The 20,742-nt window shown below is 69.3% G+C and carries 21 protein-coding genes; 12 read left to right on the top strand and 9 right to left on the bottom strand.

Annotated elements, in window-relative coordinates; translation table 11 throughout:
- Nucleotides 1-24: 24 nt before the first annotated feature.
- Nucleotides 25-447, bottom strand: coding sequence for a 30S ribosome-binding factor RbfA (gene rbfA, locus ACLNEE_RS14510; RefSeq protein ID WP_411423862.1), 423 nt, complete (start codon nt 445-447; stop codon nt 25-27).
- 2 nt (nt 448-449) lie between these two features.
- Entirely contained in the window at nt 450-656 is a 207-nt protein-coding gene (locus ACLNEE_RS14505; protein ID WP_412007262.1) for a DUF751 family protein, read from the bottom strand.
- Nucleotides 657-722: 66 nt separating this feature from the next.
- Between ACLNEE_RS14505 and ACLNEE_RS14500 the strand changes: the two genes are divergently transcribed.
- Entirely contained in the window at nt 723-1,442 is a 720-nt protein-coding gene (locus ACLNEE_RS14500) for a glutathione S-transferase family protein (RefSeq protein WP_411423864.1), read from the top strand.
- Here the strand turns inward: ACLNEE_RS14500 and ACLNEE_RS14495 are convergent.
- Entirely contained in the window at nt 1,399-2,088 is a 690-nt protein-coding gene (locus ACLNEE_RS14495; protein WP_412007261.1) for a DUF6816 family protein, read from the bottom strand. The genes ACLNEE_RS14500 and ACLNEE_RS14495 overlap by 44 nt on opposite strands.
- Here ACLNEE_RS14495 and ACLNEE_RS14490 point away from each other — a divergent pair.
- Nucleotides 2,087-2,356, top strand: coding sequence for a CRR7 family NDH-1 assembly protein (locus tag ACLNEE_RS14490; RefSeq protein WP_412007260.1), 270 nt, complete (start codon nt 2,087-2,089; stop codon nt 2,354-2,356). The two genes, ACLNEE_RS14495 and ACLNEE_RS14490, sit on opposite strands and share 2 nt — an antisense overlap.
- Here the strand turns inward: ACLNEE_RS14490 and ACLNEE_RS14485 are convergent.
- Complete coding sequence (locus ACLNEE_RS14485) at nt 2,353-2,982, bottom strand: shikimate kinase (RefSeq protein ID WP_411423867.1); 630 nt, start codon at nt 2,980-2,982, stop codon at nt 2,353-2,355. The two genes, ACLNEE_RS14490 and ACLNEE_RS14485, sit on opposite strands and share 4 nt — an antisense overlap.
- A 59-nt stretch (nt 2,983-3,041) precedes the next feature.
- Between ACLNEE_RS14485 and ACLNEE_RS14480 the strand changes: the two genes are divergently transcribed.
- From ACLNEE_RS14480 to ACLNEE_RS14465, 4 genes are read left to right on the top strand one after another with little or no spacing between them, the layout of a single operon-like run.
- Nucleotides 3,042-4,043 carry a 6-carboxytetrahydropterin synthase gene (locus ACLNEE_RS14480; protein WP_411423868.1) on the top strand — a complete coding sequence of 334 codons (1,002 nt, stop codon included), beginning with the start codon at nt 3,042-3,044 and terminating at the stop codon, nt 4,041-4,043.
- Nucleotides 4,044-4,054: 11 nt separating this feature from the next.
- Nucleotides 4,055-4,729, top strand: a complete 675-nt coding sequence (locus tag ACLNEE_RS14475; RefSeq protein ID WP_411423869.1) for a RibD family protein — start codon at nt 4,055-4,057, stop codon at nt 4,727-4,729.
- Nucleotides 4,730-4,755: 26 nt separating this feature from the next.
- Entirely contained in the window at nt 4,756-5,973 is a 1,218-nt protein-coding gene (locus ACLNEE_RS14470; RefSeq protein WP_411423870.1) for a GNAT family N-acetyltransferase, read from the top strand.
- Nucleotides 5,927-6,361, top strand: a complete 435-nt coding sequence (locus ACLNEE_RS14465; RefSeq protein WP_411423871.1) for a DUF4346 domain-containing protein — start codon at nt 5,927-5,929, stop codon at nt 6,359-6,361. The genes ACLNEE_RS14470 and ACLNEE_RS14465 overlap by 47 nt, the downstream gene beginning before the upstream one ends.
- Nucleotides 6,362-6,391: 30 nt before the next feature.
- Here ACLNEE_RS14465 and ACLNEE_RS14460 read toward each other — a convergent pair whose 3' ends face one another.
- On the bottom strand, nt 6,392-8,002 hold the full coding sequence (locus ACLNEE_RS14460; RefSeq protein WP_411423872.1) for a B12-binding domain-containing radical SAM protein: 1,611 nt from the start codon (nt 8,000-8,002) through the stop codon (nt 6,392-6,394).
- 428 nt (nt 8,003-8,430) lie between these two features.
- A complete protein-coding gene (gene rimO, locus ACLNEE_RS14455; RefSeq protein WP_411423874.1) occupies nt 8,431-9,816 on the bottom strand; it encodes a 30S ribosomal protein S12 methylthiotransferase RimO in 1,386 nt (461 codons plus the stop codon).
- Between the two features lie 41 nt (nt 9,817-9,857).
- Here rimO and ACLNEE_RS14450 point away from each other — a divergent pair, with 41 nt between their 5' ends.
- Nucleotides 9,858-10,814 carry a vitamin K epoxide reductase family protein gene (locus tag ACLNEE_RS14450; RefSeq protein ID WP_411423875.1) on the top strand — a complete coding sequence of 319 codons (957 nt, stop codon included), beginning with the start codon at nt 9,858-9,860 and terminating at the stop codon, nt 10,812-10,814.
- On the opposite strand, the gene nadB is transcribed toward ACLNEE_RS14450, so the two are convergent.
- The 3 genes from nadB to ACLNEE_RS14435 form a co-directional block, all read right to left on the bottom strand.
- Nucleotides 10,802-12,469 (bottom strand): L-aspartate oxidase, encoded by a 1,668-nt coding sequence (gene nadB, locus ACLNEE_RS14445; protein ID WP_411423876.1) that lies wholly within the window; start codon nt 12,467-12,469, stop codon nt 10,802-10,804. The genes ACLNEE_RS14450 and nadB overlap by 13 nt on opposite strands.
- Nucleotides 12,470-12,562: 93 nt before the next feature.
- On the bottom strand, nt 12,563-12,940 hold the full coding sequence (gene psbU, locus ACLNEE_RS14440) for a photosystem II complex extrinsic protein PsbU (protein ID WP_411423877.1): 378 nt from the start codon (nt 12,938-12,940) through the stop codon (nt 12,563-12,565).
- 187 nt (nt 12,941-13,127) lie between these two features.
- Nucleotides 13,128-13,766, bottom strand: coding sequence for a DUF3120 domain-containing protein (locus tag ACLNEE_RS14435; RefSeq protein ID WP_412007259.1), 639 nt, complete (start codon nt 13,764-13,766; stop codon nt 13,128-13,130).
- A 252-nt stretch (nt 13,767-14,018) separates the two neighbouring features.
- On the opposite strand from ACLNEE_RS14435, the gene ACLNEE_RS14430 reads away from it, so the two are divergent.
- From ACLNEE_RS14430 to ACLNEE_RS14410, 5 genes are read left to right on the top strand one after another with little or no spacing between them, the layout of a single operon-like run.
- Nucleotides 14,019-14,888, top strand: a complete 870-nt coding sequence (locus tag ACLNEE_RS14430) for an undecaprenyl-diphosphate phosphatase (RefSeq protein WP_411423879.1) — start codon at nt 14,019-14,021, stop codon at nt 14,886-14,888.
- Nucleotides 14,889-14,914: 26 nt separating this feature from the next.
- Nucleotides 14,915-16,309 carry a TIGR03279 family radical SAM protein gene (locus tag ACLNEE_RS14425; RefSeq protein WP_411423880.1) on the top strand — a complete coding sequence of 465 codons (1,395 nt, stop codon included), beginning with the start codon at nt 14,915-14,917 and terminating at the stop codon, nt 16,307-16,309.
- A 28-nt stretch (nt 16,310-16,337) separates the two neighbouring features.
- Nucleotides 16,338-18,095, top strand: a complete 1,758-nt coding sequence (locus ACLNEE_RS14420) for a TolC family protein (protein WP_411423881.1) — start codon at nt 16,338-16,340, stop codon at nt 18,093-18,095.
- A 51-nt stretch (nt 18,096-18,146) separates the two neighbouring features.
- On the top strand, nt 18,147-19,523 hold the full coding sequence (locus ACLNEE_RS14415; protein WP_412007258.1) for a BCD family MFS transporter: 1,377 nt from the start codon (nt 18,147-18,149) through the stop codon (nt 19,521-19,523).
- On the top strand, nt 19,520-20,335 hold the full coding sequence (locus tag ACLNEE_RS14410) for an inositol monophosphatase family protein (RefSeq protein WP_411423883.1): 816 nt from the start codon (nt 19,520-19,522) through the stop codon (nt 20,333-20,335). Before ACLNEE_RS14415 ends, ACLNEE_RS14410 begins: the two co-directional genes overlap by 4 nt.
- The last annotated feature ends 407 nt before the right edge of the window (nt 20,336-20,742 follow it).

The raw sequence follows: 20,742 nt of genomic DNA, 5'->3' as shown, positions 1-20,742 counted from the left end.
ATCCCCCGCCCATCCATGCCCTGCTCAGGCCGGCCCGTTGTTGTCCTGGGCAGCGGTGCCTGGGTCGGCGGTTTCCCCATCCCCCCGCACGCTGCGCTCCTCCTCCAGCCGGTTCAGCAGGCTGAGCACGGAGGTTCCCCGCTCGATCCCCCGGTCCAGCACGAAGCGCACGTCGGGTGTCCGGCGCATCTTGAGGCGGCGTCCCAGCTCTCCCTTCACGAACGGGGTGGCGGATTGCAGTCCCGCCATCGCCAGTTCCCGGTCGGCGTCGCTGCCGAACACGCTCACGAAGATCTTGCAGTGCTGAAGGTCGCCAGCCACATCCACAGTGGTGACACTCACCATGCCCTGGCCGACCCGTTCGTCCTTGATGCCGGTGAGCAGCAGCTCACTCACTTCCCGGCGGATCAGGGAGGCCACCCGTTCCACCCGTCGCCCCTGCGCCATGGCTAAGCCATCGGTACAGGGTTCACCATCGCACGCAGAATCAGCCCCAGGCTCAGCAGCCCGCTGATGGCGGCGCCGATCAGGGCCACGGCCGTCACCGGATTGCGCCCCCGGGCGGCAAGGGGCTCCAGCACCGAGTTGGCCACCCCCAGCCCGAAGGCGATCAGATAGCGCGGGTAGCGCGTCACGTTGAGCAGGAAGTCCTTCATGGCCTCCGGGAACCCCTCTTCTGATGCCTGCTGGCTACTCTGCCGCCTTGGCTCCGGGCTTGACGCATGCAGCTCCACCAGTTCCGGCATTCCGCCTTCTGTGAGAAGGTCCGGCTGGTGCTGGCCGCCAAGGGGCTCGACTACAGCGTGGTCGAGGTGACCCCGGGGGTGGGCCAGCTCGAGCTGTTCCGCCTCTCGGGCCAGCGCCAGGTGCCGGTGCTGGTCGATGGCTCCGAGGTGATCGCCGATTCCAGCGCCATTGCGCTGCACCTCGAGGCGCAGCATCCGCTGCCGGCGCTGTTGCCCACGGAGCCGGAGCAGAGGGCCCTGGTGCTGCTGCTGGAGGATTGGGCCGATACGGCTCTGGCGGCCGGGGCACGCCTGGCCCTGCTGCAGGCGGCCGTGAGCGATCCGGTGCTGCGTTCCGGGCTGCTGCCCGCGGCCACCCCCGGGCCCCTGAGGCAGCTGGTCTCAGGGTTGCCGGGTGGCTGGCTGGCGGGCTTCGGCGAGACGGTCACCGCTCTGCTCGGGCCCCAGGAGCGCCGCCAACTCCAGAGCAACCTCGAGCAGCTCGCCGTGCTGATCGCCGATCGCCCTTACCTGGTGGGAGCAGGGCTGAGCCTGGCCGACCTGGCGGTGGCGGCCCAGCTTTCCCTGCTGCACTTCCCGGCCAGTGCCGGCGCGCCGCTGGCCGGCCACGGTGTCTGTGGGATCGCCGACCATCCCCTGCTGGAACCCCTGTTCAGCTGGCGGGATCGGATCCTCGTGGAGGTGGGTCGGAGCTGATCGGCTGCAGTCGGAACCGACGGTGCTCGCTGCGGATCGGGGCGGCCACCAGACCCTCGGCCGGGGAGGGATAGCTCGCCTGCCACTGCTCCACGGCGATGGCGCCATCGGCGGCGAGCGCGAAGCGGCTCAGGGTTTCCACCCGGCTCACCCGCGGATTCCCAGGGCCGTGCAGCACCTGCAGCACCAGCTCGTCGGCCAGGAACGTGCCGGCCCCGAGCTGTTCCTGCCGCCTGCCGATCACCCGTGACTCCAGCTGCAGGGGAGCCCCTCCAGGACCGCGCAACCGGGCGATCTGCCGGTTGGGATTGGAGGGATCGTCCTCCACGCCCAGCAGGTCCTCCCCCAGCTGGGCCCGCCCCATGGCCCGCGCATTGAAGGCCCGATCTCCGACCACGGAACCACCCGGGAGCCTCAGGAACCGAACGCGGAATCCGGGACCCTCGGCCCGGTGGCCATCCTCCTGGACCGCCCAGGTCCCTTCCAGCCAGGTCGGGTAGACCAGATCGCCCGATCCCGGCCGGGGCAGCGGGGCGGGCAGCCGCCAGGCGGGCCACTGGCCCAGCCGCTCGCCCAGCTGCCCCGAACCCGTCGGCAGCACCGCGAGCCACAGCGCCAGGATGACTCCCACCAGCGCGTTGCCCATGTCCGATCCCCTGATGCGGGAACTCGATCATTACGTGGTGCTGGAGCCGGCCGGGGGCGAGCAGATCCTCACGGCGGCCGAGACGCTCAGCTGGCTCGAGAGCCAGCTCGCCGGTCTGAGCAGCGTGCCGGCGGACCTCGCCGGTCTGGACGGCGCTCGCGCCCGGGCCGAACGCCTGCTGGAAACGGCCTGTGAACTGGAGATCGAGCCAGGCAGGGCCGTCCAGTGGTTCGCCGTGCGGCTGGATCCTCCCGGGGCCGGTGGTTAGTTGAGGGAGTGGGTCAGGGCTCCGTCCCCGTCGCGCAGCAGCACGGGATCCTCCGGGGCGCTGGGACGTTCCCGCAGGATCGACGGCAGGTCCCGCAGGATCATGGCGGCCACGGCTTCCGGCCCCTGCCCGCCGGCCTGGCTGATCCGCAGGTCGGCCTGGGCGTACAGCGGGCGTCGGGTCGCCATCAGGGCCGCCAGGCGCTCGGCCGGATCGGCGGCGGCCATCAGGGGGCGTGGCGTGGGGTCGTGGGACAGCCGGCTGAGCAGCAGGGGCTCGGGCGCATCCAGCCAGATCACCACCCCCTGGTGCATGTGTCCCCAGTTCTGCGGCCGGGTCACCGCCCCACCCCCGGTGGCCACCACGAGGGAGTGCCAGCCGCTGATCTGACCGAGCACGGAGGTCTCCAGCTCCCGGAAACCCTCCTCGCCATCGGCGGCGAAGATCCGGGGGATCGGGCGACCGGCCGCCGCCTCCAGCACCTGATCGGCATCGATGAAGCGATAGCCCAGGGCTTCGGCCAGGGGACGGCCGACCGCGCTCTTGCCGCTGCCCATCATCCCCACCAGGTACAGGTTGAGGCCCTGCAGGCGCCGGGCCAGCCCCTGGTGCTCGGTTGCGACCATGGCCTCTCCCTCGGCAAACAGGCTTCGTTTCTAGGATGGAGCCCCAGCGTTCGAGCCCCATGACGGCACGTGCCAGGCCGGCCCAGGGCGTCGCGCCACCCATCCAGGGGAATCTCTCCGGAACCGCCGTCTCCCGCGGTCACGGCCAGGGACGGCCCTGTCTGATCACCCGACGGGCCATATTCAGCGCCAGCCACCACTACTGGCTGCCGGAACTCTCCGAGGAGGAGAACCTCGCCCGCTTCGGTCTCTGCAGTCTGGCCCCGGGCCATGGCCACAACTACGAGCTCATCGTGGCGATGGCCGGTCCCCTCGATGCCGACGGGATGGTGCTCAACCTCTCGGAGGTGAAGCACGCCATCCGCTCCGAGGTGACCGCCCAGCTCGATTACCGCTTCCTCAACGCGGTGTGGCCGGAGTTCGATCTTTCCCGCCCGGAGGGCACCCTCCCCACCACCGAAGCCCTGGGCCGTGCCATCTGGAGCCGCCTGGCGCCGTTGTTGCCCCTGGCCGGTCTGCGGCTCTACGAGCAGGCCAATCTCTGGGTCGACCTGCTGCCCCCCTCCCCGGACTCCCCCGACGCCTCCCTTCCCATGGAAGCCTTCCTCTCGATCCGCACCCACTTCGCGGCGGCCCATCGCCTTGCCCGTCCGGAGCTGAGCCAGGCGGACAACGAAGCCATCTACGGCAAGTGTGCCCGTCCCCACGGCCATGGCCACAACTACCTGCTGGATGTGACCGTGCGGGGGCCGATCGATCCCCGTACCGGCATGGTCTGCGATCTGGCCGAGCTTCAGCGCCTGGTCGACGACCTGGTGGTGGAGCCCTTCGACCACACCTTCCTCAACAAGGACGTGGAACACTTCGCCACCTGTGTCCCCACCGCCGAGAACATCGCCCTGCACATCGCCGATCTGCTCACGGCTCCGATCGCGGCCACCGGTGCCCGTCTGCACAAGGTGCGGCTGCAGGAGAGCCCCAACAACGCCGCCGAGGTGTTTGCCGAGATCCCCCAGCTCGAGATGGTGCCGGCCGCCCTGGAGGCCCTGGTCGCCCGCTGATCCACGCTCCCGTGCCCCTCGCCGCCGCCGGGTTGCCCACGCTGCGCCTGGTGCTGGCGATCAGCCTGGATGGCCGGCTCGCACCCCCCAGCGGTGGTGCGGCCCAGCTGGGAGGCCCGGGAGACCGCCGCGCCCTGGAGCAGGCCCTGACCTGGGCCGACGCCTGCCTGATCGGCGCCCGGACCCTGCGTCTCCACGGCGGCACCTGCCTGATCCACGCCCCCGATCTGCTGGCCCGGCGTCGGCAGCTGGGCCTGTCCCCCCAGCCCGCGGCCGTGGTGGTGAGCCGCTCGGGCGACGTGCCTGCCGGCCTGCCCTTCTGGGATCAGCCGCTGCAGCGCTGGTTGCTGGCACCGTCCACCGTCACCGCCCCGCCGGGCTTTGACCGCCACCTGGCGCTGGGGCCCTGGCGAGAGGCTCTGGCGCACCTGGCTCGGGGGGGCCTGGAGCGGCTCGTCCTGCTCGGCGGCGCCGCCCTGGCCGGGGCGCTGCTGGCCGAGGACCTGGTGGATGAGCTGCAGCTCACCCTCTGCCCGCTTCTGCTGGGGGGGCCAGCGCACTGGCTGGAGCTGCCGGCCCTGGACCATCCCTCCCACTGGGAGCTGCTCGAAGGCCGCGATCTGGGGGGAGGGGAGTGGCTCCTCCACTACCGCCGGCGTGCGTCACGCCCGGACCCCGGTGGTTAGGTTGCCCCGGCCGGACTGCCCACGCCATGGCTGAGCTGCTCGCCCGCTGGCACCGGTCCATCGCAGAGCTGCCGGAGCAGGCCTGGGATGGTCTGCTGGCCGATGATCTGCCCTTCTACCGCTGGCGCTGGCTGCGGGAGCTCGAGCACAGCGGCAGCGTGGTCCCCCGGGAGGGATGGCAGAGCTGCCATCTGGCCCTCTGGCGCGGCGAGCAGCTGCTGGCGGTGGCCCCGCTCTACCTCAAGGGTCACAGCTACGGCGAGTTCGTGTTCGATCAGAGCTTTGCCCAGCTCGCCGGCCAGCTGGGCCTGCGCTACTACCCCAAGTTGGTGGGCATGAGCCCGGTGAGCCCGGTGCAGGGCTACCGCTTCCTGATCGCGCCGGGGGAGGATGCCGCCGCACTGACGGCCCTGATGCTGGAGTTGATCGATGCCTTCTGCCTGGAGCACGGCATCCTCAGCTGCAACTTTCTCTACGTGGATCCCGCCTGGAGACCCCTGGCCGAGGCGGCGGGCTGTGCCGTCTGGATCAACCAGCAGAGCCAGTGGAGCAATCCGGGCCACGCCGATTTCTCGGACTATCTGGCCAGCTTCAATGCCAACCAGCGCCGCAACATCCGGCGGGAACGCAAGGCTGTCCAGGAGGCGGGTGTCCAGGTGACGCCGCTGGTGGGCGAGGCGATCCCGGCCCCGCTGGTGGAGCGCATGCACGACTTCTACGCCCAACACTGCGCCCGCTGGGGGCCCTGGGGCAGCAAGTACCTCAGCGAGGCCTTCTTCGCGGCGCTGGCCGCCGACCCGGGGCTGCGTCGCCATCTGGTGCTGTTCAGCGCCCATCGGGGCGACCCTGGTGAGCCCCTGGCCATGTCCCTGTGCGTGCGTGGCGGGGACCATCTGTGGGGCCGCTACTGGGGCAGTGATGTGGACCTCGACTGCCTCCATTTCGAGGTCTGTTATTACGCCCCCATCGCCTGGGCCATCGAGACGGGCCTGGCCCACTTCGACCCCGGGGCAGGCGGCAGCCACAAGCGGCGCCGTGGATTCGTGGCCCAGCCGCGGGTGAGTCTCCACCGCTGGAGCGACCCACGCTTCGACACCATCCTTCGCAACTGGCTCCCCGGTGCCAATGCCGCCATGGCCCGCGAGATCGAGGCCATCAATGCCGAGCTGCCCTTCAACGCTGCCTACGATCCCCCCCATGTCCCACAGTCCATCGCCACCGCCGTGCCCCCAGCGCCCGGCTGAGGATCGTCCCCCGCTCTCGAAGCGGCGCCAGGAGCTCGACGACGGGCTCTCGGGCCGGGTGATCGCTCTGGATCCGGCCGGGTATTTCCTGATCAAGCTGGATCGGGACGCCGGCGAGCTGATCGCCGAGCATTACGGCAACGGCATCGACGCGCGGGGTCTGGCGACCGATCCCGACACCGGCGAGGTGCTCAGCTGCCGGGGCGGCGGTCCCCGCCAGCCCCTGGCGATCTACCGGGGGCGCACCGCCAAGGAACTGGGCATCGCCCTCACCGAAGGCGAAGACCCCCACCCCCTGAGCCGCCTCGACCACGCGCTCTACCTCGGCCGGGAACTGCAGAAGGCGCAGTGGTGCCTCGAGCAGGGTCTGGATTACATCCAGGACTGATCAGTCCGGACCAGGTGCACAGGCCGGGGTCTAGGCGGACACCAGCTCCGGCGCGGGCTTGCTCGACGGTTTCGGGGGCTCGGGGGGGAGCAGGGCCAGCTGGGCTTCGATCTCCCGCCGCACGATGGAGCGGTACTCCAGGAAGTGCTCGTTGTGAGCCAGGATCGAAATGAACCCCGTGAAGCGCTGGGGGTTGTGCCGTGCCATGCCGTAGAGCGCTTTCCAGAACCGCCAGCGGGTGTCGCGGCGGAAACCCTGGCGCCAGACGATGATGCCCAGGGCCCGGATGTCCACCCAGCTGGTTCCTTTCTGGCCGCTGCGCTTGTCCGGGATCAGGAACTCCCTGTACTTCTGGGGAGGCAGTTTCAGGAAGTAGTGGTAAACCCGGTCGATGTAGGCATTGGGCTCGTAAAGCCGGGAGAACGCCTCCACGTATTCGTTGGCGATGTCGCGGATCGGGCGCGTCGGCACGAAGTTGAGCAGGTTGGTCTGATTCACGCCCTTCGCTGCGGCGGAGTCCTGAATCAATCGCCCCTCCCGCTCCAGGCGATGCCACAGGGCCGTGTTGGGGAGGGCCTGCAGCATCCCCATCATCGCGTGGGGAATGCCGGTGCGGGTGACGAAATCGACGATCCGATCGCCCGCCCCCTGCTTCTCACCGTCAAACCCGATGATGAAGCCGGCCATCACCCGCAGACCGTAGGAGGTGATGCGGTCGACTGATTCATCGAGGGAACTGCGGGTGTTCTGGCGCTTGCCGGCGGTTTCGAGACTGGCTTCGTCCGGTGTTTCGATGCCGAGGAACACGCTCTCGAAGCGGCACTCCACCATCATCTGCATCAGGTCTTCATCGGCGGCCAGATCCACGGAGGCCTCCGTGGCGAAGCTGAACGGATACCCGTGCTCGATCTGCCACTGCTTGAGCGCCGGCAGCAGACGCTTGACGTTGCGCTTGTTGCCGATGAAGTTGTCGTCGACGAGGAACACCGACCGGCGCCAGCCCAGGTCATACAGACGCTGCAGCTCCGCGATCAGTTGGTCAGGTTCCTTGGTGCGGGGTTTGCGCCCGTACAGCACGATGATGTCGCAGAACTCGCACTGGAAGGGGCACCCCCGCGAGAACTGCACCGACATCTCGGAGTAGGCCTCCATCTCGAGCAGATCGAAGCGTGGAATCGGCGTACCGGTCACATCCGGCTTCTCGCCGCCGGCGTTGAACCGGCCGCTGCGTTCGCCCCGTTCGATCGCCTCGATGAACAGCGGCAGGGTGATTTCCCCCTCGTCGAGCACCTTGAAATCGGCCAGATCCAGTTCCGGGGCATCGGGCGTGGAGCTGGCGAAGGGGCCCCCGACCGCCACGGGCAGGCCCCGGGCCTTGGCCCTCGCGATCTGGGCGGCCATGTCGTCCTTCTGGACGATCATTCCCGAGATCACCACCAGCTCCGCCCAGGTCCACTCGTCTTCGGTGACCTCCCGGACGTTCCGGTCCACCAGCTTCATCGGCCACTGCTGGGGGAGCAGGGCGGCCACGGTGACCATTCCCAGGGGTGGGAGCAGCACCTTGCGGTTCACCAGTTCCAGGATTTTTTCGTAACTCCAGAACGTCTTGGGAAATTCCGGGTAGATCAGCAGAGTGCGCATGGAGGAATCCGAGGGGCAGACGAGAGGAGTGCCCACGAAGCGTCCGAGGCCCATGGGCCTCGGCAAGGCCCGCTCCAGACCCGATCGACCCCTGCACGGTGGCGGCGGCTCAGCTTCGTGGCAGCTGCGGAGCGATGAAGCCAGTGCTCTGGGCTACCCCCTGGATTGGGTGAGACCCAACCCTAGGGATCCCGGCCACCCGCTGCCGCCCATCCCCGGGCTCTGCTGTAATGGCCCCACGTAATTGCGTTGAAACCGCCATGGGTGCCGCGATCTATCTGGCTCTGGTGGGCGGTGGCCTCACCGCCGCGTTGCTGGCCTCCGTCGTGCTGCGCGGGATCAAGCTGATCTGAGCCAACCCCCGCTGATCTGAGCTGGAAGCCGCCCCGCCGTTCGCCCTACCGGTCGGGTTGCGCTTCTGATCCCGCTCAGCCCAGGGCTGGTCCCACGGCGGCCAGAGCCTCCTCCACCATGGCGGCGGCCCCGACCACTTCACCGATCAGGTCATAGGTGTCGGCTGCGGTGATCCGCACGGGCACCATCGTGCCGGGAGAGGCGCAGAGTCCTGCGGCCCCGGGGTGCACGCGGACTTCCCCGTCCACTTCCGGAGCGTACCGGGAGCAGCGGCCCAGCATCTCGCCGGTGCTGGGGTTCTCCTGCTCGATCAGCACATCCACGATCCGCCCGACCCAGAGGCTGTTGCGGGCGGCGGCGATCGGCTGCTGCAAGGCCATCAGCCGGTGCTTGCGCTCTTCCGCCACGGCGGCCGGAACGGGGTTGGGCAGGTCGGCGGCGGGGGTGCCGTCCTCGGGGGAGAAGGTGAACACGCCCACGTGGTCGAACTGCTGCTCGGCCACGAAATCGAGCAGGTGCTGGAAGTGCTCCTCGGTCTCGCCCGGGAAGCCCACGATGAAGGTGGTGCGCAGCACCGCCTCGGGCAGGGCGTCGCGGATCCGGCGCAGCAGCCCACCGGTGACCTGCGTCTGCCAGGGACGGTTCATGGCCCGCAGCACCTCCGGATGGCTGTGCTGCAGGGGCAGATCGAGGTAAGGGAGCACATTGGGCACCTCCCGGTAGGCGGCCAGAACTTCCGGAGTCAGCCCCGTCGGGTAGGCGTAGTGCACCCGGATCCAGGGGATCTCCACCGCGCCGAGGGCCCGCAGCAAATCGGCCAGCCGGGGCTCGCCATAGAGGTCGAGGCCGTAGTTGGTGGTGATCTGGCTGATCAACACCAGTTCCTGCACCCCCTGGGCGGCGAGCTGGCGGGCCTCGGCCACGATCGATTCGATGGGACGGGAGCGCTGATCACCGCGCAGCCTGGGAATGATGCAGAAGGCGCAGCGGTAGTCACAGCCTTCGGCCACCTTGAGGTAGGCCACCGCCTCGCTGGTGGTGCGGTAGCGCGGCAGGTGCTCATCGCCCACAAAGGTGGGCGTGGCGCTCACCTGGTTGACCCGCTCGCCGGCCTCCACCCTCTCCAGCACCGAAACGATGTGCTGGTAATCGCCGGTGCCCACGATGGCGCGGGCCTCCGGCAGGGATTCGAGCAGTTCCTCCTGGAAGTGCTGGGCCAGGCATCCCGCGATGATCAGCTCCTTCCCCTGGGCGGCCAGCTCCACCAGGGTGCGCACCGACTCCTCGCGCGCGTCCTGGATGAAGCTGCAGGTGTTCACCACCACCACGCTGGCGTCGCTCTCGTCGGCCGAGACCCCGTAGCCGGCTTCGGCCAGCAGTCCGAGCATGTGTTCGGTGTCCACCCGGTTCTTTTCACAGCCCAGGTGGGTGAACGCGACGGTTTTGCGGGGGGTGCTCATGGGCGGACGCCGGCCGATCCTCCACCCTATGGGGCAGGGCGGTGGCGTTGCTGCGAGAATCCGCCCACTGCCTGCTGCTCGTGACCTCCAGCCGCCTCAGCGATCGCCTCAGTTCCAGCCGCCGCCGCGCTGAACCCGCCAAGCGCTGGGTACGGGTGGCTCTCGCCGCGCTGGCCACGGTGGGTGCCATCGACACCGGCTCGATCACCCTGAAGCGATGGGGCTGGCTTGGCGCCCTCACCTGTCCGGGCGGCGCTGAGGGCTGCGACAAGGTGCTCAACAGTGCCTGGGGCACCCTGTTCGGCCAGCCCCTCTCGCTGTTCGGTTTCCTGGCCTACCTGGCCGTGGTGCTGATGGCGCTGCTCCCCCTGGTGCTGCGGGGTGACCTGCGCACCCGCCTGGGGGCCCTCAGCTGGTGGGGCCTGCTGCTGACCAGCACGGGCATGGCGGTCTTCAGCCTGCTGCTGATGGGCGTGATGGTGCTGAAGATCCAGGCCTTCTGCTTCTTCTGCGTGCTCTCGGCCCTGCTGAGTGTGGCGCTGCTGGTGCTCAGCCTGATCGGGGGCGACTGGGGTGACCGCGGCCAGCTGCTCTTCCGCACGATCCTGGTGGCCCTGGTGGTGGGGCTGGTGGGTCTGGGCTGGGCCGCTGCGGTCGATCGTCCGGAGGTCGTCACCGCGCGGGGTGTGCCGCCGGCGGTGCTCAGCGCGAGCACGCCCGAGACCCTGGCCTTGGCCGAGCACCTCACCAGCAGCGGCGCGGTCATGTACAGCGCCTACTGGTGTCCCCACTGCCACGAGCAGAAGGAACTGTTCGGCAAGGAGGCCACCGCCAAGCTCAAGGTGATCGAGTGCGCGCCCGATGGGCGCAACAGCCAGAAGGCCCTCTGCGACAGCAAGGGGGTGGAGGGCTTCCCCACCTGGGAGATCAACGGCAAGCTCGACGCCGGCGTCAAGCCCCTGGCCAAGCTCGCTGAACTCAGCGGCTACCGGGGCTGATCCTCCACCGGGCCTGTCCCACCCCCCACCGCGATGGTCCGGATGGAGCTGGCCAGCATCTGGGTCGTGTGAACGCGCCAGAAGGGCTGGGGAGCAGGGGCGTCAGTGCGGAAGTGCCCGCCCCGGCTCTCCACCCGGAACAGCGCCGCTTCGATCAGCAGCTCGGCAAGCACGAGCCGCTGATGCAGCTCCTGCAGATGCCGGACCCCCTGCTGGGTGGCGGCATCCAGGCTGAGCACCTGATGCGTCGGCTGGGTGTGCAGCCGCTGCCAACAGGGATCGGTCTCGACCTCCAGCCGCTCCCGCCGCACGTCCCGCAGGGCCGGCACCAGCTGGTGACCCTGCCGCTCCACCCCCGCCACCTGCCAGCAGCGGTCCCGCAGATAGCGGATCCTGGCTTTCAGGGCCACCGTGCTGGTGGCGGGGGGAGCCAGGACCTGCTCCGATCCGGGGCTGGCGAAGCTGCTGCCGGCGGGACCGCTGGACGTCAGCCGGATGTGGCGGAGTTGCCTGGCGAAGACCAGGCATTCCATCAGGGAGTTGCTGGCCAGTCGGTTGGCGCCGTGCACGCCGGTGCAGCCGAGCTCCCCCACCGCGTAGAGGCCAGGCACGGTGGTGGCAGCCCGCAGATCGGTGCTGACGCCCCCCATCCAGTAGTGGGCGGCAGGCGCAACCGGCAGCGGCGCGGCCGTGGGCTCCAGGCCGAGTTCGCGGCAACGGCCCAGGATCGTCGGGAACTGGCTGGCGAGACGCCGCTCCCCCACCGGTCGGAGGTCCAGCCAGAGATGGTCCACCCCCTGCTCGCGCATGCGCCGGGCGAGGGCGCGGCTCACCTGATCCCGCGGGGCGAGATCGCCGCCAGGCAGGCCCTCCACCGGACTGGCCCCGCTGCTGTCGAGCAGGCGCGCCCCTTCCCCGCGCACGGCCTCGGAGATCAGGAAATGGGGCGCTCCCGGCAGCATCAGGGCTGTGGGATGGAACTGCACGAACTCCAGATCCCTCACCTGGGCCCCCGCCTGCCAGGCCATGGCCAGGCCGTCGCCGCTCGACTGGGCCGGGTTGGTCGTGTGGGCGAACAGGTGGCCGCCGCCGCCGGTGGCCAGGACCACCGCCCTGGCCCGGAGCCAGTGGATGCGTCCGGCCTCGAGCACCTGCAGGCCGCAGCAGCGGCCGTCCTCCACCCACAACTGCAGGGCCACCACCCCCTGACGCTGATCCAGCCCCGGCCGCCGGCGCACTTCCCGCTCCAGGGCATCCACCAGGGCACCACCGGTCCGGTCCTGGGCGTGCAGCACGCGGCGGTGGCTGTGGGCGGCCTCGAGGGTGGTGCTCAGCGCGCCCCCATCGCGGTCGAAGGCCATGCCCAGCTCCAGCAGCCGCCGGACACAGGCCGGGGCTTCATGGACGAGCAGGTCCACGGCCTCCGGATCACACAGCCCTGCCCCCGCCTTGAGGGTGTCGGCCACATGGCTGGCGAAGCTGTCGTTCGGTCGCGTCACCGCGGCGATGCCGCCCTGGGCCCAGCGACTGGCGGAGCGGGGTGCCCGCTCCTTGTTGAGCAGCAGCACGCGCAGATCTGCGGGCAGCTCGAGGCAGGCCATCAGACCGGCGGCTCCGCCCCCGACCACAACCACATCCCAGTCGAACTGCGCCATCAAGGCTGGGGGCTTCCGGCAGCTGCCGGCATGAAAAAAGCCGCCGGAAGGCCCCGACGGCTTTCAACGGTGCGCTGAGCTTAAGCAGCGGGATCAGCGGTACTGGCCGTCGTTGATCCGGTCGAAACCTTCATTGAGCGCGATCGCCGGGGGGGTGACCGTGAAATTCTCCTTGTACTTGTTGAAGAGCTCTTTCTGGCGCTCGGTCAGGTCCAGTTTCAGCACGTCGTCGACGCTGTCGTAGGGCCCGCCCAGGACGATCTTGCCGGCCAGGGTGGGGTACATCCCCGGATAGTCCTGGAAGCGACGCACGGAACTGTTGTTGAGGTCAACCTTGTCGCCCCGTTCGGCGATCTTGTCGTCTGCCAGGTTCCGCAGCTCAGCGGCAACGGCAGCGGGGGGAAGGACCAGGGTGACCAGCAGGCCGGCCAGCACCACACCGCTCATCAACCAGGCAACCAGCCGTTTCATCACGACGACACTCCGTAGGTGGGCGGGAGACAGAGGTGGACGAGCCACCGGCTCACAACGCTACAGAAGGAGGCCAGGCTCCCGCTCGAGCCCGGACCAGCCTTTTGCAGATCTTCAGATCGCCGCCGGAGCCGGGGCCGCTGATCCGCTCGCCCCGGGCCGTTCCTGGGGGCGGGAATGGCCCCGCTCAGATCAGGCCGCTCAGCCGAGGTGCCAGCAGGGCGGCGAGCAGGAAGAGTCCATCCACGGCCAGGGTGGTGGCCAGGGCCGCACTGGCCACCCGGCCGGCCTCGCCCCGCTGCCACAGCCAGCGACTCGCCTGCAGCAGCAGCAGTGCACAACAGCCCACCAGGCTGAGGGCCGCGGGCTGCAGAACCTGTTCCGCAGCCCTGTGGAGCAGCTGGGCGGCCTCCGCCGGTGAGGCCGCCAGGGCCGCGGGCCAGAGGGGCATCAGCCCCGTGGCCGCGATGGCGGCGTCGGTGGCCGCCGTGCCGAGCAGGGAGCCCAGGTAGAAGCCGCAGGCCAGCCGCCAGCGGGGGATCGTGAGGCCGCCGAGGGCCAGCGGCAGGGCGATGGCCTCGATCGGCAGGTGCCAGAGCGGATGGAGCCGGGCCCAGCCCCAGAACAGTGAGCCCGCCAGCCAGCTGCCGGCAAAGCCGATCAGCAGCAGCCCGGCGTTTCGGCGCCCGGGTGCGTCGCACCGCTCCAGGGCCAGGCCGGCTGCCAGCAGCACGGCCGTGAACGCGGCGGCGCTGGCGGGGGAGATCCGCACCCAGGGGGCCTGCAGAAAGACCGGCAGGGTGACCAGCAGGGCGCTGCTCAGCACCAGGCCCGCGGACCAGGGACCACGGGACAGGGAAACCCACGCGGCCCAGCGGCCGCCCCAGGCAGAGCTGCCAGCGGGCGCCCAGGGCGCCGGTTCCACGGGTGTGGCAGGGGCCAGCGGTGTCGGGACCAGTGGCGCTGTGAGCGTGCTGGGACGGGCCCCGATCACCTGGCTTGTGAAGAAAGTTGTCCAACCTTAAGGGGTGAATCGCGCGCCCCTGGCCATAGGGTCAGCTCACACAGGGTTGGGGTGATGCAGCAGGCCGCTGGGTCGATCGGAGATCTGAGCCTCCTGGAGGCCTGCTGGCGTTCCCTGGTGCTGGGTGTGGTGCAGGGGCTCACCGAATTCCTGCCGATCAGCAGCACCGCCCATCTCAAGGTCGTGCCGGTGCTGCTGGGCTGGGGCGATCCCGGCGTCGCCGTCACGGCGGTCATCCAGCTCGGCAGCATCGCCGCGGTGATCGGTTACTTCCGCAGGGATCTGGCCCAGGTGCTGCAGGGGGTGGCGTGGGCCTTCCGCGATGGCCAGTGGCGCGATCCCGAGGCTCGGCTGGGCCTCGCCATCGCCCTGGGCACGGTGCCGATCGTGCTCGCCGGAATGGCCATCAAGCTCTGGGTGCCGGACTATGACCACTCACCCCTGCGCAGTCTCACCGCGATCGCCGTCGTCTCGATCGTGATGGCCCTGTTCCTTGCCCTGGCGGAGGGGCTGGGGAGCCGCCGCCGCCAGCTGCAGGCCGTGCGGCCCTGGGATGGGGTGGTGGTGGGCCTGGCCCAGATGCTGGCCCTGGTGCCGGGGGTCTCCCGATCCGGCAGCACCCTCACCGCCTCGCTGCTCGATGGCTGGCAGCGGGCCGATGCCGCCCGTTTTTCCTTCCTGCTCGGCATCCCGGCCATCACCCTGGCCGGTCTCGTGCAGCTGAAGGAGGCGCTGGCCACCCCCGCCGGCGGTGGCCCCATCCCGATGCTGGTCGGGATCGTCGCGGCTGCCGTGGTGTCCTGGGCGGCGATCGCCTGGCTGCTCCGGTACCTGCAGCGCAACAGCACCTGGCTGTTCGTGGCTTACCGCCTCCTGTTCGGGCTGGCGATCCTGCTGTGGCTGCGCGGCACAGTGGAGGGGTAGTGGAGCGGATCTGACCTGCGGCGGCCATGTGGAAGGAACCCTCCGCCGGCATCGCCCTGGCTGTCGCCGACGACGTGCAGCCCAGGCTGCCCCAGCCGGCCGTGGTGGCCAGCGTCGAACCTGGTTCGATCGGCGCCGAACTCGGCTTCGAGCCGGGAGACCGGTTGCTGAGCATCAACGGGCGCCGTCCCCGCGATCTGATCGACCTGCAGGTCCTGGTCGGGGAGGAGGAACTGGTGCTGGAGGTCGAGGACCCCAGTGGCACCCGTCACACCGTCGAGCTGGAGAAGGATCTGGATGAGGGGCTCGGCCTCGTGTTCACCGAGGCCCTGTTCGACGGGCTTCGCCAGTGCAACAACGCCTGCCCGTTCTGCTTCATCGACCAGCAGCCCCCCGGTCGGCGCCGCAGCCTCTACCTCAAGGATGACGATTACCGCCTGAGTTTTCTCTACGGCTCCTATCTCACCCTCACGAACCTCACCCCGGCCGACTGGCAGCGGATCGAGGAGCAACGGCTCTCACCGCTGTTCGTCTCGGTGCATGCCACCGATCCGGCGCTGCGCAGCCGCCTGCTGGTCAACCCCCGGGCCGGCCTGCTGCTGGAGCAACTGCAGTGGTTCGCCGACCGCGACCTGCAGATCCATGCCCAGGTGGTGGTCTGTCCCGGCCTCAACGATGGTCCGGCCCTGGAGCGCACCCTCACCGACCTGGCCGGCTTCGCCACAGGGGAGTGGCCTGCGGTGCTCTCGGCGGCGGTCGTGCCTGTCGGCCTCACCCGGTTCCGGCCTGCCGGGGATGCCCTGATCCCGGTGGATCGCGCCTGTGCCCGTCGGGTCATTGCCCAGGTGGAGCCCCTGCAGGAGCAGTTCCGCCGGCAGCTCGGCAGCCGGTTCGCCTGGCTTTCGGATGAGTGGTATCTGCTGGCAGGTTTGCCGCTGCCGCCCCGGGATCAGTACGAGGACCTGCCTCAGCAGGAGAACGGTGTCGGCAGCATCCGCGCCTTTCTCGAGGATCTGGATCGGGCGACCCGCCAGCTGCCCACCCATCTGGCGCGGCCACGCCGACTGAGCTGGGTTGTGGGCCGGCTGGTGGCCGAGGCGCTCCAGCCGGTGGTGGAGCGCCTCAACCGGGTCGAGGGCCTGGACCTGGTGCTGCATGGGCTGCCGAGCCCCTACTGGGGGCAGGACCAGGTGGTGACCGGCTTGCTGACCGGGGCCGATCTGCTCGATGGGCTCAAGGGTCGGGATCTGGGGCAGTGCCTGCTGCTGCCCTCCGTGATGCTGCGCCAGGGCGAGCCCGTCTTCCTGGATGACATGAGCCTGGAGCGCCTGGAAGCCGAACTGCCCGTTCCGGTGCAGCTTCTGACAGGTGCGGACGACTTGGTGGCCTCTTGTATCGGCAAATCTGTCCAGGATCCGTAAACTCCGCAACAAAGGCTCGAAACACGGCGTGTTCCATACCGCATTCCGGCTGGCCCTGCTTGGGCTCCTGGGGCTGCCCCTGACGGCCGCTTCAGTCAGGGCCGAGGAGGTTCGCGAGGATCCCGCCCCGACCGCCGAGCTGGCGGCCCCGGCCGTTGGCGATCCGCTCGCCCAGGCCCCCGCGTCCGAGACCGCCGGGGCGGAAGCTTCCCCAGCCGAAGTCCAGGACAGCGCCGGTGGCTCCACCCAGATCCTGCCGTGGGCCCCGGATGTCAAGGGATCCAGACCACGGGTGAACCCCGAGATCGTCGCGCCAGCCGCCACCGAGCTCCTGGCCCCCCTGCGGGCCCTGCCCTCCCCCGATTCCCTGGCCCTGCCCACCCGACCCGATCAGGTCACCATCCAGGAGCTGCGGCCCCTCAGCCTGAGTGAGATCGAGAACCTGGCTGAGGTGAACAACCCCAACCTCAAGGCCATTGCCAGCCAGGTCGACCAGGCCCAGAGCAACCTGCGGGCCCAGATCGCCCTCTGGTATCCGAATCTGAACCTGGAGGCGACGGCCCTGCCCACCTACACCACCGGCCAGCGGCGCGACAACGTGCGCCTGGGGGGTACCCAGGTCACCAACGAAGACCGCTGGGCGGCCGGTGTTGCGATCACGGCCCAGTGGGCTCTGATCAACCCCCAGCGCACTCCCTCGATCGCTGCGGCCCGTGACCAGTTCGAGAGGGCCAAGTACCAGTACGTGATCGGTCTGCGCGAACTGCGCCTTCAGGCCGCCCAGGCCTACTTCAACCTTCAGCAGCGGGACGACCAGGTGCGCATCGGCCAGGAGTCGGTGCGGGCCTCATTGATCAGCCTGCGGGATTCCCGGGCCCGGTTTCAGGCTGGTGTGGCGACCAAGCTCGAGGTCCTGGAGGCCGAGACCCAGCTCGCCCGCGACCAGCAGTTGCTCACCACCGCCCTGGCCGAGCAATCCATTGCCCGCCGCACCCTGGCGGCCCTGCTGGATCTGCCCCAGAACGTGACCCCCACGGCCGCAGACCCTTCCCGTGTGCTCGGGGTATGGCAGCCCTCCCTGCAGGAGAGCATCGTGGCGGCCTATGCCTTCCGCGAGGAACTCGACCAGGCCCTGCTCGACATCTCGATCGCCAACAGCCAGGCCAATGTGGCCCTTGGCGAGATCCAGCCGTTCCTGAACATCTTTGCGGGCTTTGAGTCCACCTGGTTCGATGGCGACCAGGGCACGGGTGACTTTGTGGTCAGCTCCGGTAACGCCTACGACACCTCCGTTGGCCTGAACCTCTCCTGGCGGCTGTTCGATGGCGGGGCCGCCGCTGCCCAGGCCCGCCAGAGCAAGCAGCTGGCCCAGGAGAACACCTTCCGCTTCGCCGAACGGCGCGATTCCATCCGTCAGGAGGTGGAGGAGAGCTTCTTCAACCTCGAGAAGAACAACCGCAACATCACGACCACGGCACGGGAAGTGCTCTCCGCTCGAGAGTCCCTGCGCCTGGCGCGCCTGCGCTTCCAGGCCGGTGTCACCACCCAGCGGGAGGTGGTCGACAACCAGCGCGACCTCACCCAGGCCGAGGTGCGTTACGCCCAGGCCATCACGGAATACAACGTGAACCTGGCCGAGTTGCGCCGCCGCACCGGTCTCGATCAGATCGCGGCCTGCCCCAGCCGTGCGCTCTCGCCGATCAAACCGGATGCGGCGGCCGATGTGCCGGTGGAACCCACCCCGCTGCTGCCGGCCTGCCAGGCCTCGAGTCCAGGCCCCCTCTGAGCGGTGCTTCCTTCAATGCCGCGGGCTGTCCCAGGACCCCGCTCCCTGGGATTGCTCCCGACCCTGCGGCTCGGTCTCTTCCAGGCCTGTCTGGGCTGCCTGGCCGTGGTCTTCGCCGGGATGCTCAACCGGGTGATGATCAGTGAGCTGAACTTCCCCGGCCTGCTGGTCGGAGGTGCCCTGGCCTTCGAGCAGTTCGTCTCCCCCGCCAGGGTGCTGTTCGGCCAGCTGTCCGATTCCCACCCCCTGGCCGGCCGCCACCGGGTCCCCTACATCTGGATCGGAACCGCCCTCTTCTGCGGCCTTGCGGTGCTCTCCATCCCGCTGATCTTCCACGTGGCGCGGTTGCTGCAGGCCGGGGATTCCCTGGCGCTGGCCGCTGGGGTGGTGGCGTTGTGTGGTCTGTTTGCGGCCTACGGCCTGGCGATCTCGATGGCCTCCACCCCCTACCTGGCCCTGGTCATCGACCGCACCGACGAGCGGGAGCGCCCCCGGGCGGTGAGCATCATCTGGTGTCTGCTCACCGTCGGCATCGTGATCGGGGCGATCAGCATCGCCATCGGCCTGCGGGGCCTCGACGGTGTTCAGGATCCGGCCGTGCTGGAGCCCGTGCTGTTCGGCTTCATGGGCCGCCTGGTGGTGGTGGTGCTTCTGCTCACCGTCCTGGCCACCCTGGGCATGGAATCCCGAGGCGCCCCAGGCAGCCCCAGCCAGGCGGGCAGCCGCGACGATGGGATCACCCTGCGGCAGGCCTGGGCCCTGATCACCTCCAGCCGCCAGGTGCTCGTCTTCTTCCTGTTCCTGGTCTTGTTCACCCTGGCACTGTTTCTCCAGGATCCGATCCTGGAGAGCTATGGCGCCGAGGTCTTCGGCATGCCGATCGCCGCGACGGCCTCCCTCAACGCGCTCTGGGGGATCGGCACCCTGATCGGTCTGCTGCTTGCCGGTCTGTGGATCGTGCCCCGCCTCGGCAAGCTCGCCACGGCCCGTCTCGGCTGCCAGCTCATGGCGGCCAGCCTGCTGCTGCTGCTGCTGGCTGGTCTCACTGCCCGGGTTCCAGTGCTTCAGGCGGTGCTCTTCCTGTTCGGCCTGGCGGCCGGGATCGGCACCAACAGCGCCCTTGTGCTGATGCTGGACCTCACCCTTCCCGAGGCGGCCGGCACCTTTGTGGGGGTCTGGGGGCTGGCCCAGGCCATGTCCCGTGCGCTCGGCAAGGTGTTCGGTGGCGGGCTGCTGGATCTGGGCCGCTGGCTCCAGGATCTCACTGGTCTGGGGGCGACGGCGTTCCCCCCCTATGCCCTCGTGCTCGGGATTGAGGCGCTGGTGGCACTGGCGTCCCTGGCGTTGCTCGCCCGCGTCAATCTCCGCCAGTTCAGGGAGGATACGGGCAGAAGTCTCAGCAAGGTCCTGGCCCTCGAGATCGGATGACCCAAGCCCTCACGCGCTCTGCCCTGGATCCTGGACTGGCAGCCTTGATCGATCGGGTGGCGGAGCGTCAGCGGGCCGATTTCGGGCATGCGGTCTCCGACGTCAAGGCCGATGGCAGCCTCATCACCGCCTGCGATCGCTGGAGTGACGCCACCCTGGTGGAGGGGCTGGCGGCGTTGTTCCCCAATGAGGGGGTGCTGAGCGAGGAGGGGAACAAGCAGGTGCCGCTCAGCGACGCCTACTGGGTGGTCGATCCGCTGGATGGAACCACCAATTTTGCGGCGGGCATCCCCTACTGGGCCATTTCCCTGGCCCGCTTCGAGCACGGTCGTCCCGTGCTGGCCGTCCTCGATGTTCCTCCCCTGGGCCAGAGGATCGTGGCGGTGCGCGGCAAGGGGGCCTGGCGCAACGACAAGGTGTTGCGGCCTCCTTCCCTGCAGGCCCATCCCGCCGGCTGCGCCTCCCTCTGCAGCCGTTCCATCGGTGTCCTGCAGAAACTGCCCGACCGGAGGTTCCCCGGGAAGATCCGGCTGCTGGGCGTGGCCAGTCTCAACCTGGTGAGTGTGGCGATGGGACAGACCGTGGCGGCCCTGGAGGCGACGCCGAAGATCTGGGACCTGGCTGCGGCCTGGCTGGTCCTCAGCGAGCTCCAGTGTCCGCTGCGCTGGCTGCTCCGCTCGCCCGAGAACCTGGTGCCGGGCAGCGACCAGGCCGTGGCTGACTATCCGGTGCTGGCGGCCGATCGCGCCGAAACCCTGGAGCGCTTCATGCCCTGGGCGGAGGCCCTCCAGGCCCTTGCCGCCGATCCGTGAGGGGGCTGCTGCCCACGCGTGTGGTAGATTATTGGACTGCGCCCCAGAGCGGAAGCTGAGGGGTTAGCGGGGCTTACGGGATCAGGAGGCGCGAGCCGAACGGTGTTGTAAGTTTTCTGGGTCGCCGGGAGGCGACGGCCACCGAGAGCTCCGGGGAACCGGAGTGGAGGAGGCAGAACCTGGACAACCGAAACGTTTAGGAACTGACGCTTTCACTGCGTCACGGGGTTCCTGGAACAGGGGAGGAGCTGCTGAGTGGGCGACGGCTGAGAGGCTGGAGCTGCCTGGTGGTGAGGCCGCTGTTGTGGGGATGGACGTGACGAACGAGCAGTGAAGGTGTGAGGTCCCGTCAAAAGAAACAAGCGACTGGTGCTGCCACGCGAGCAGGGGGTGTCTTCTCACGAGAG

The sequence above is a fragment of the Aphanothece stagnina RSMan2012 genome (assembly GCF_046764815.1).
Lineage (GTDB): Bacteria > Cyanobacteriota > Cyanobacteriia > PCC-6307 > Cyanobiaceae > NIES-981.
Note: the sequence above shows the minus strand (reverse complement) of the source record. Positions and strands in the feature narration are given on the sequence as shown.

Coding starts and splice junctions, on each gene's coding strand:
- ACLNEE_RS14500 (WP_411423864.1), top strand. CDS start 723: ATGCAGCTCCACCAGTTCCGGCATTCCGCCTTCTGTGAGAAGGTCCGG.
- nadB (WP_411423876.1), bottom strand. CDS start 12,469: ATGGCGCAGTTCGACTGGGATGTGGTTGTGGTCGGGGGCGGAGCCGCC.
- ACLNEE_RS14430 (WP_411423879.1), top strand. CDS start 14,019: ATGCAGCAGGCCGCTGGGTCGATCGGAGATCTGAGCCTCCTGGAGGCC.
- ACLNEE_RS14460 (WP_411423872.1), bottom strand. CDS start 8,002: ATGCGCACTCTGCTGATCTACCCGGAATTTCCCAAGACGTTCTGGAGT.
- ACLNEE_RS14480 (WP_411423868.1), top strand. CDS start 3,042: ATGACGGCACGTGCCAGGCCGGCCCAGGGCGTCGCGCCACCCATCCAG.
- ACLNEE_RS14485 (WP_411423867.1), bottom strand. CDS start 2,982: ATGGTCGCAACCGAGCACCAGGGGCTGGCCCGGCGCCTGCAGGGCCTC.
- rbfA (WP_411423862.1), bottom strand. CDS start 447: ATGGCGCAGGGGCGACGGGTGGAACGGGTGGCCTCCCTGATCCGCCGG.
- ACLNEE_RS14490 (WP_412007260.1), top strand. CDS start 2,087: ATGTCCGATCCCCTGATGCGGGAACTCGATCATTACGTGGTGCTGGAG.
- rimO (WP_411423874.1), bottom strand. CDS start 9,816: ATGAGCACCCCCCGCAAAACCGTCGCGTTCACCCACCTGGGCTGTGAA.
- ACLNEE_RS14425 (WP_411423880.1), top strand. CDS start 14,915: ATGTGGAAGGAACCCTCCGCCGGCATCGCCCTGGCTGTCGCCGACGAC.
- psbU (WP_411423877.1), bottom strand. CDS start 12,940: ATGAAACGGCTGGTTGCCTGGTTGATGAGCGGTGTGGTGCTGGCCGGC.
- ACLNEE_RS14465 (WP_411423871.1), top strand. CDS start 5,927: ATGTCCCACAGTCCATCGCCACCGCCGTGCCCCCAGCGCCCGGCTGAG.
- ACLNEE_RS14410 (WP_411423883.1), top strand. CDS start 19,520: ATGACCCAAGCCCTCACGCGCTCTGCCCTGGATCCTGGACTGGCAGCC.
- ACLNEE_RS14505 (WP_412007262.1), bottom strand. CDS start 656: ATGAAGGACTTCCTGCTCAACGTGACGCGCTACCCGCGCTATCTGATC.
- ACLNEE_RS14470 (WP_411423870.1), top strand. CDS start 4,756: ATGGCTGAGCTGCTCGCCCGCTGGCACCGGTCCATCGCAGAGCTGCCG.
- ACLNEE_RS14495 (WP_412007261.1), bottom strand. CDS start 2,088: ATGGGCAACGCGCTGGTGGGAGTCATCCTGGCGCTGTGGCTCGCGGTG.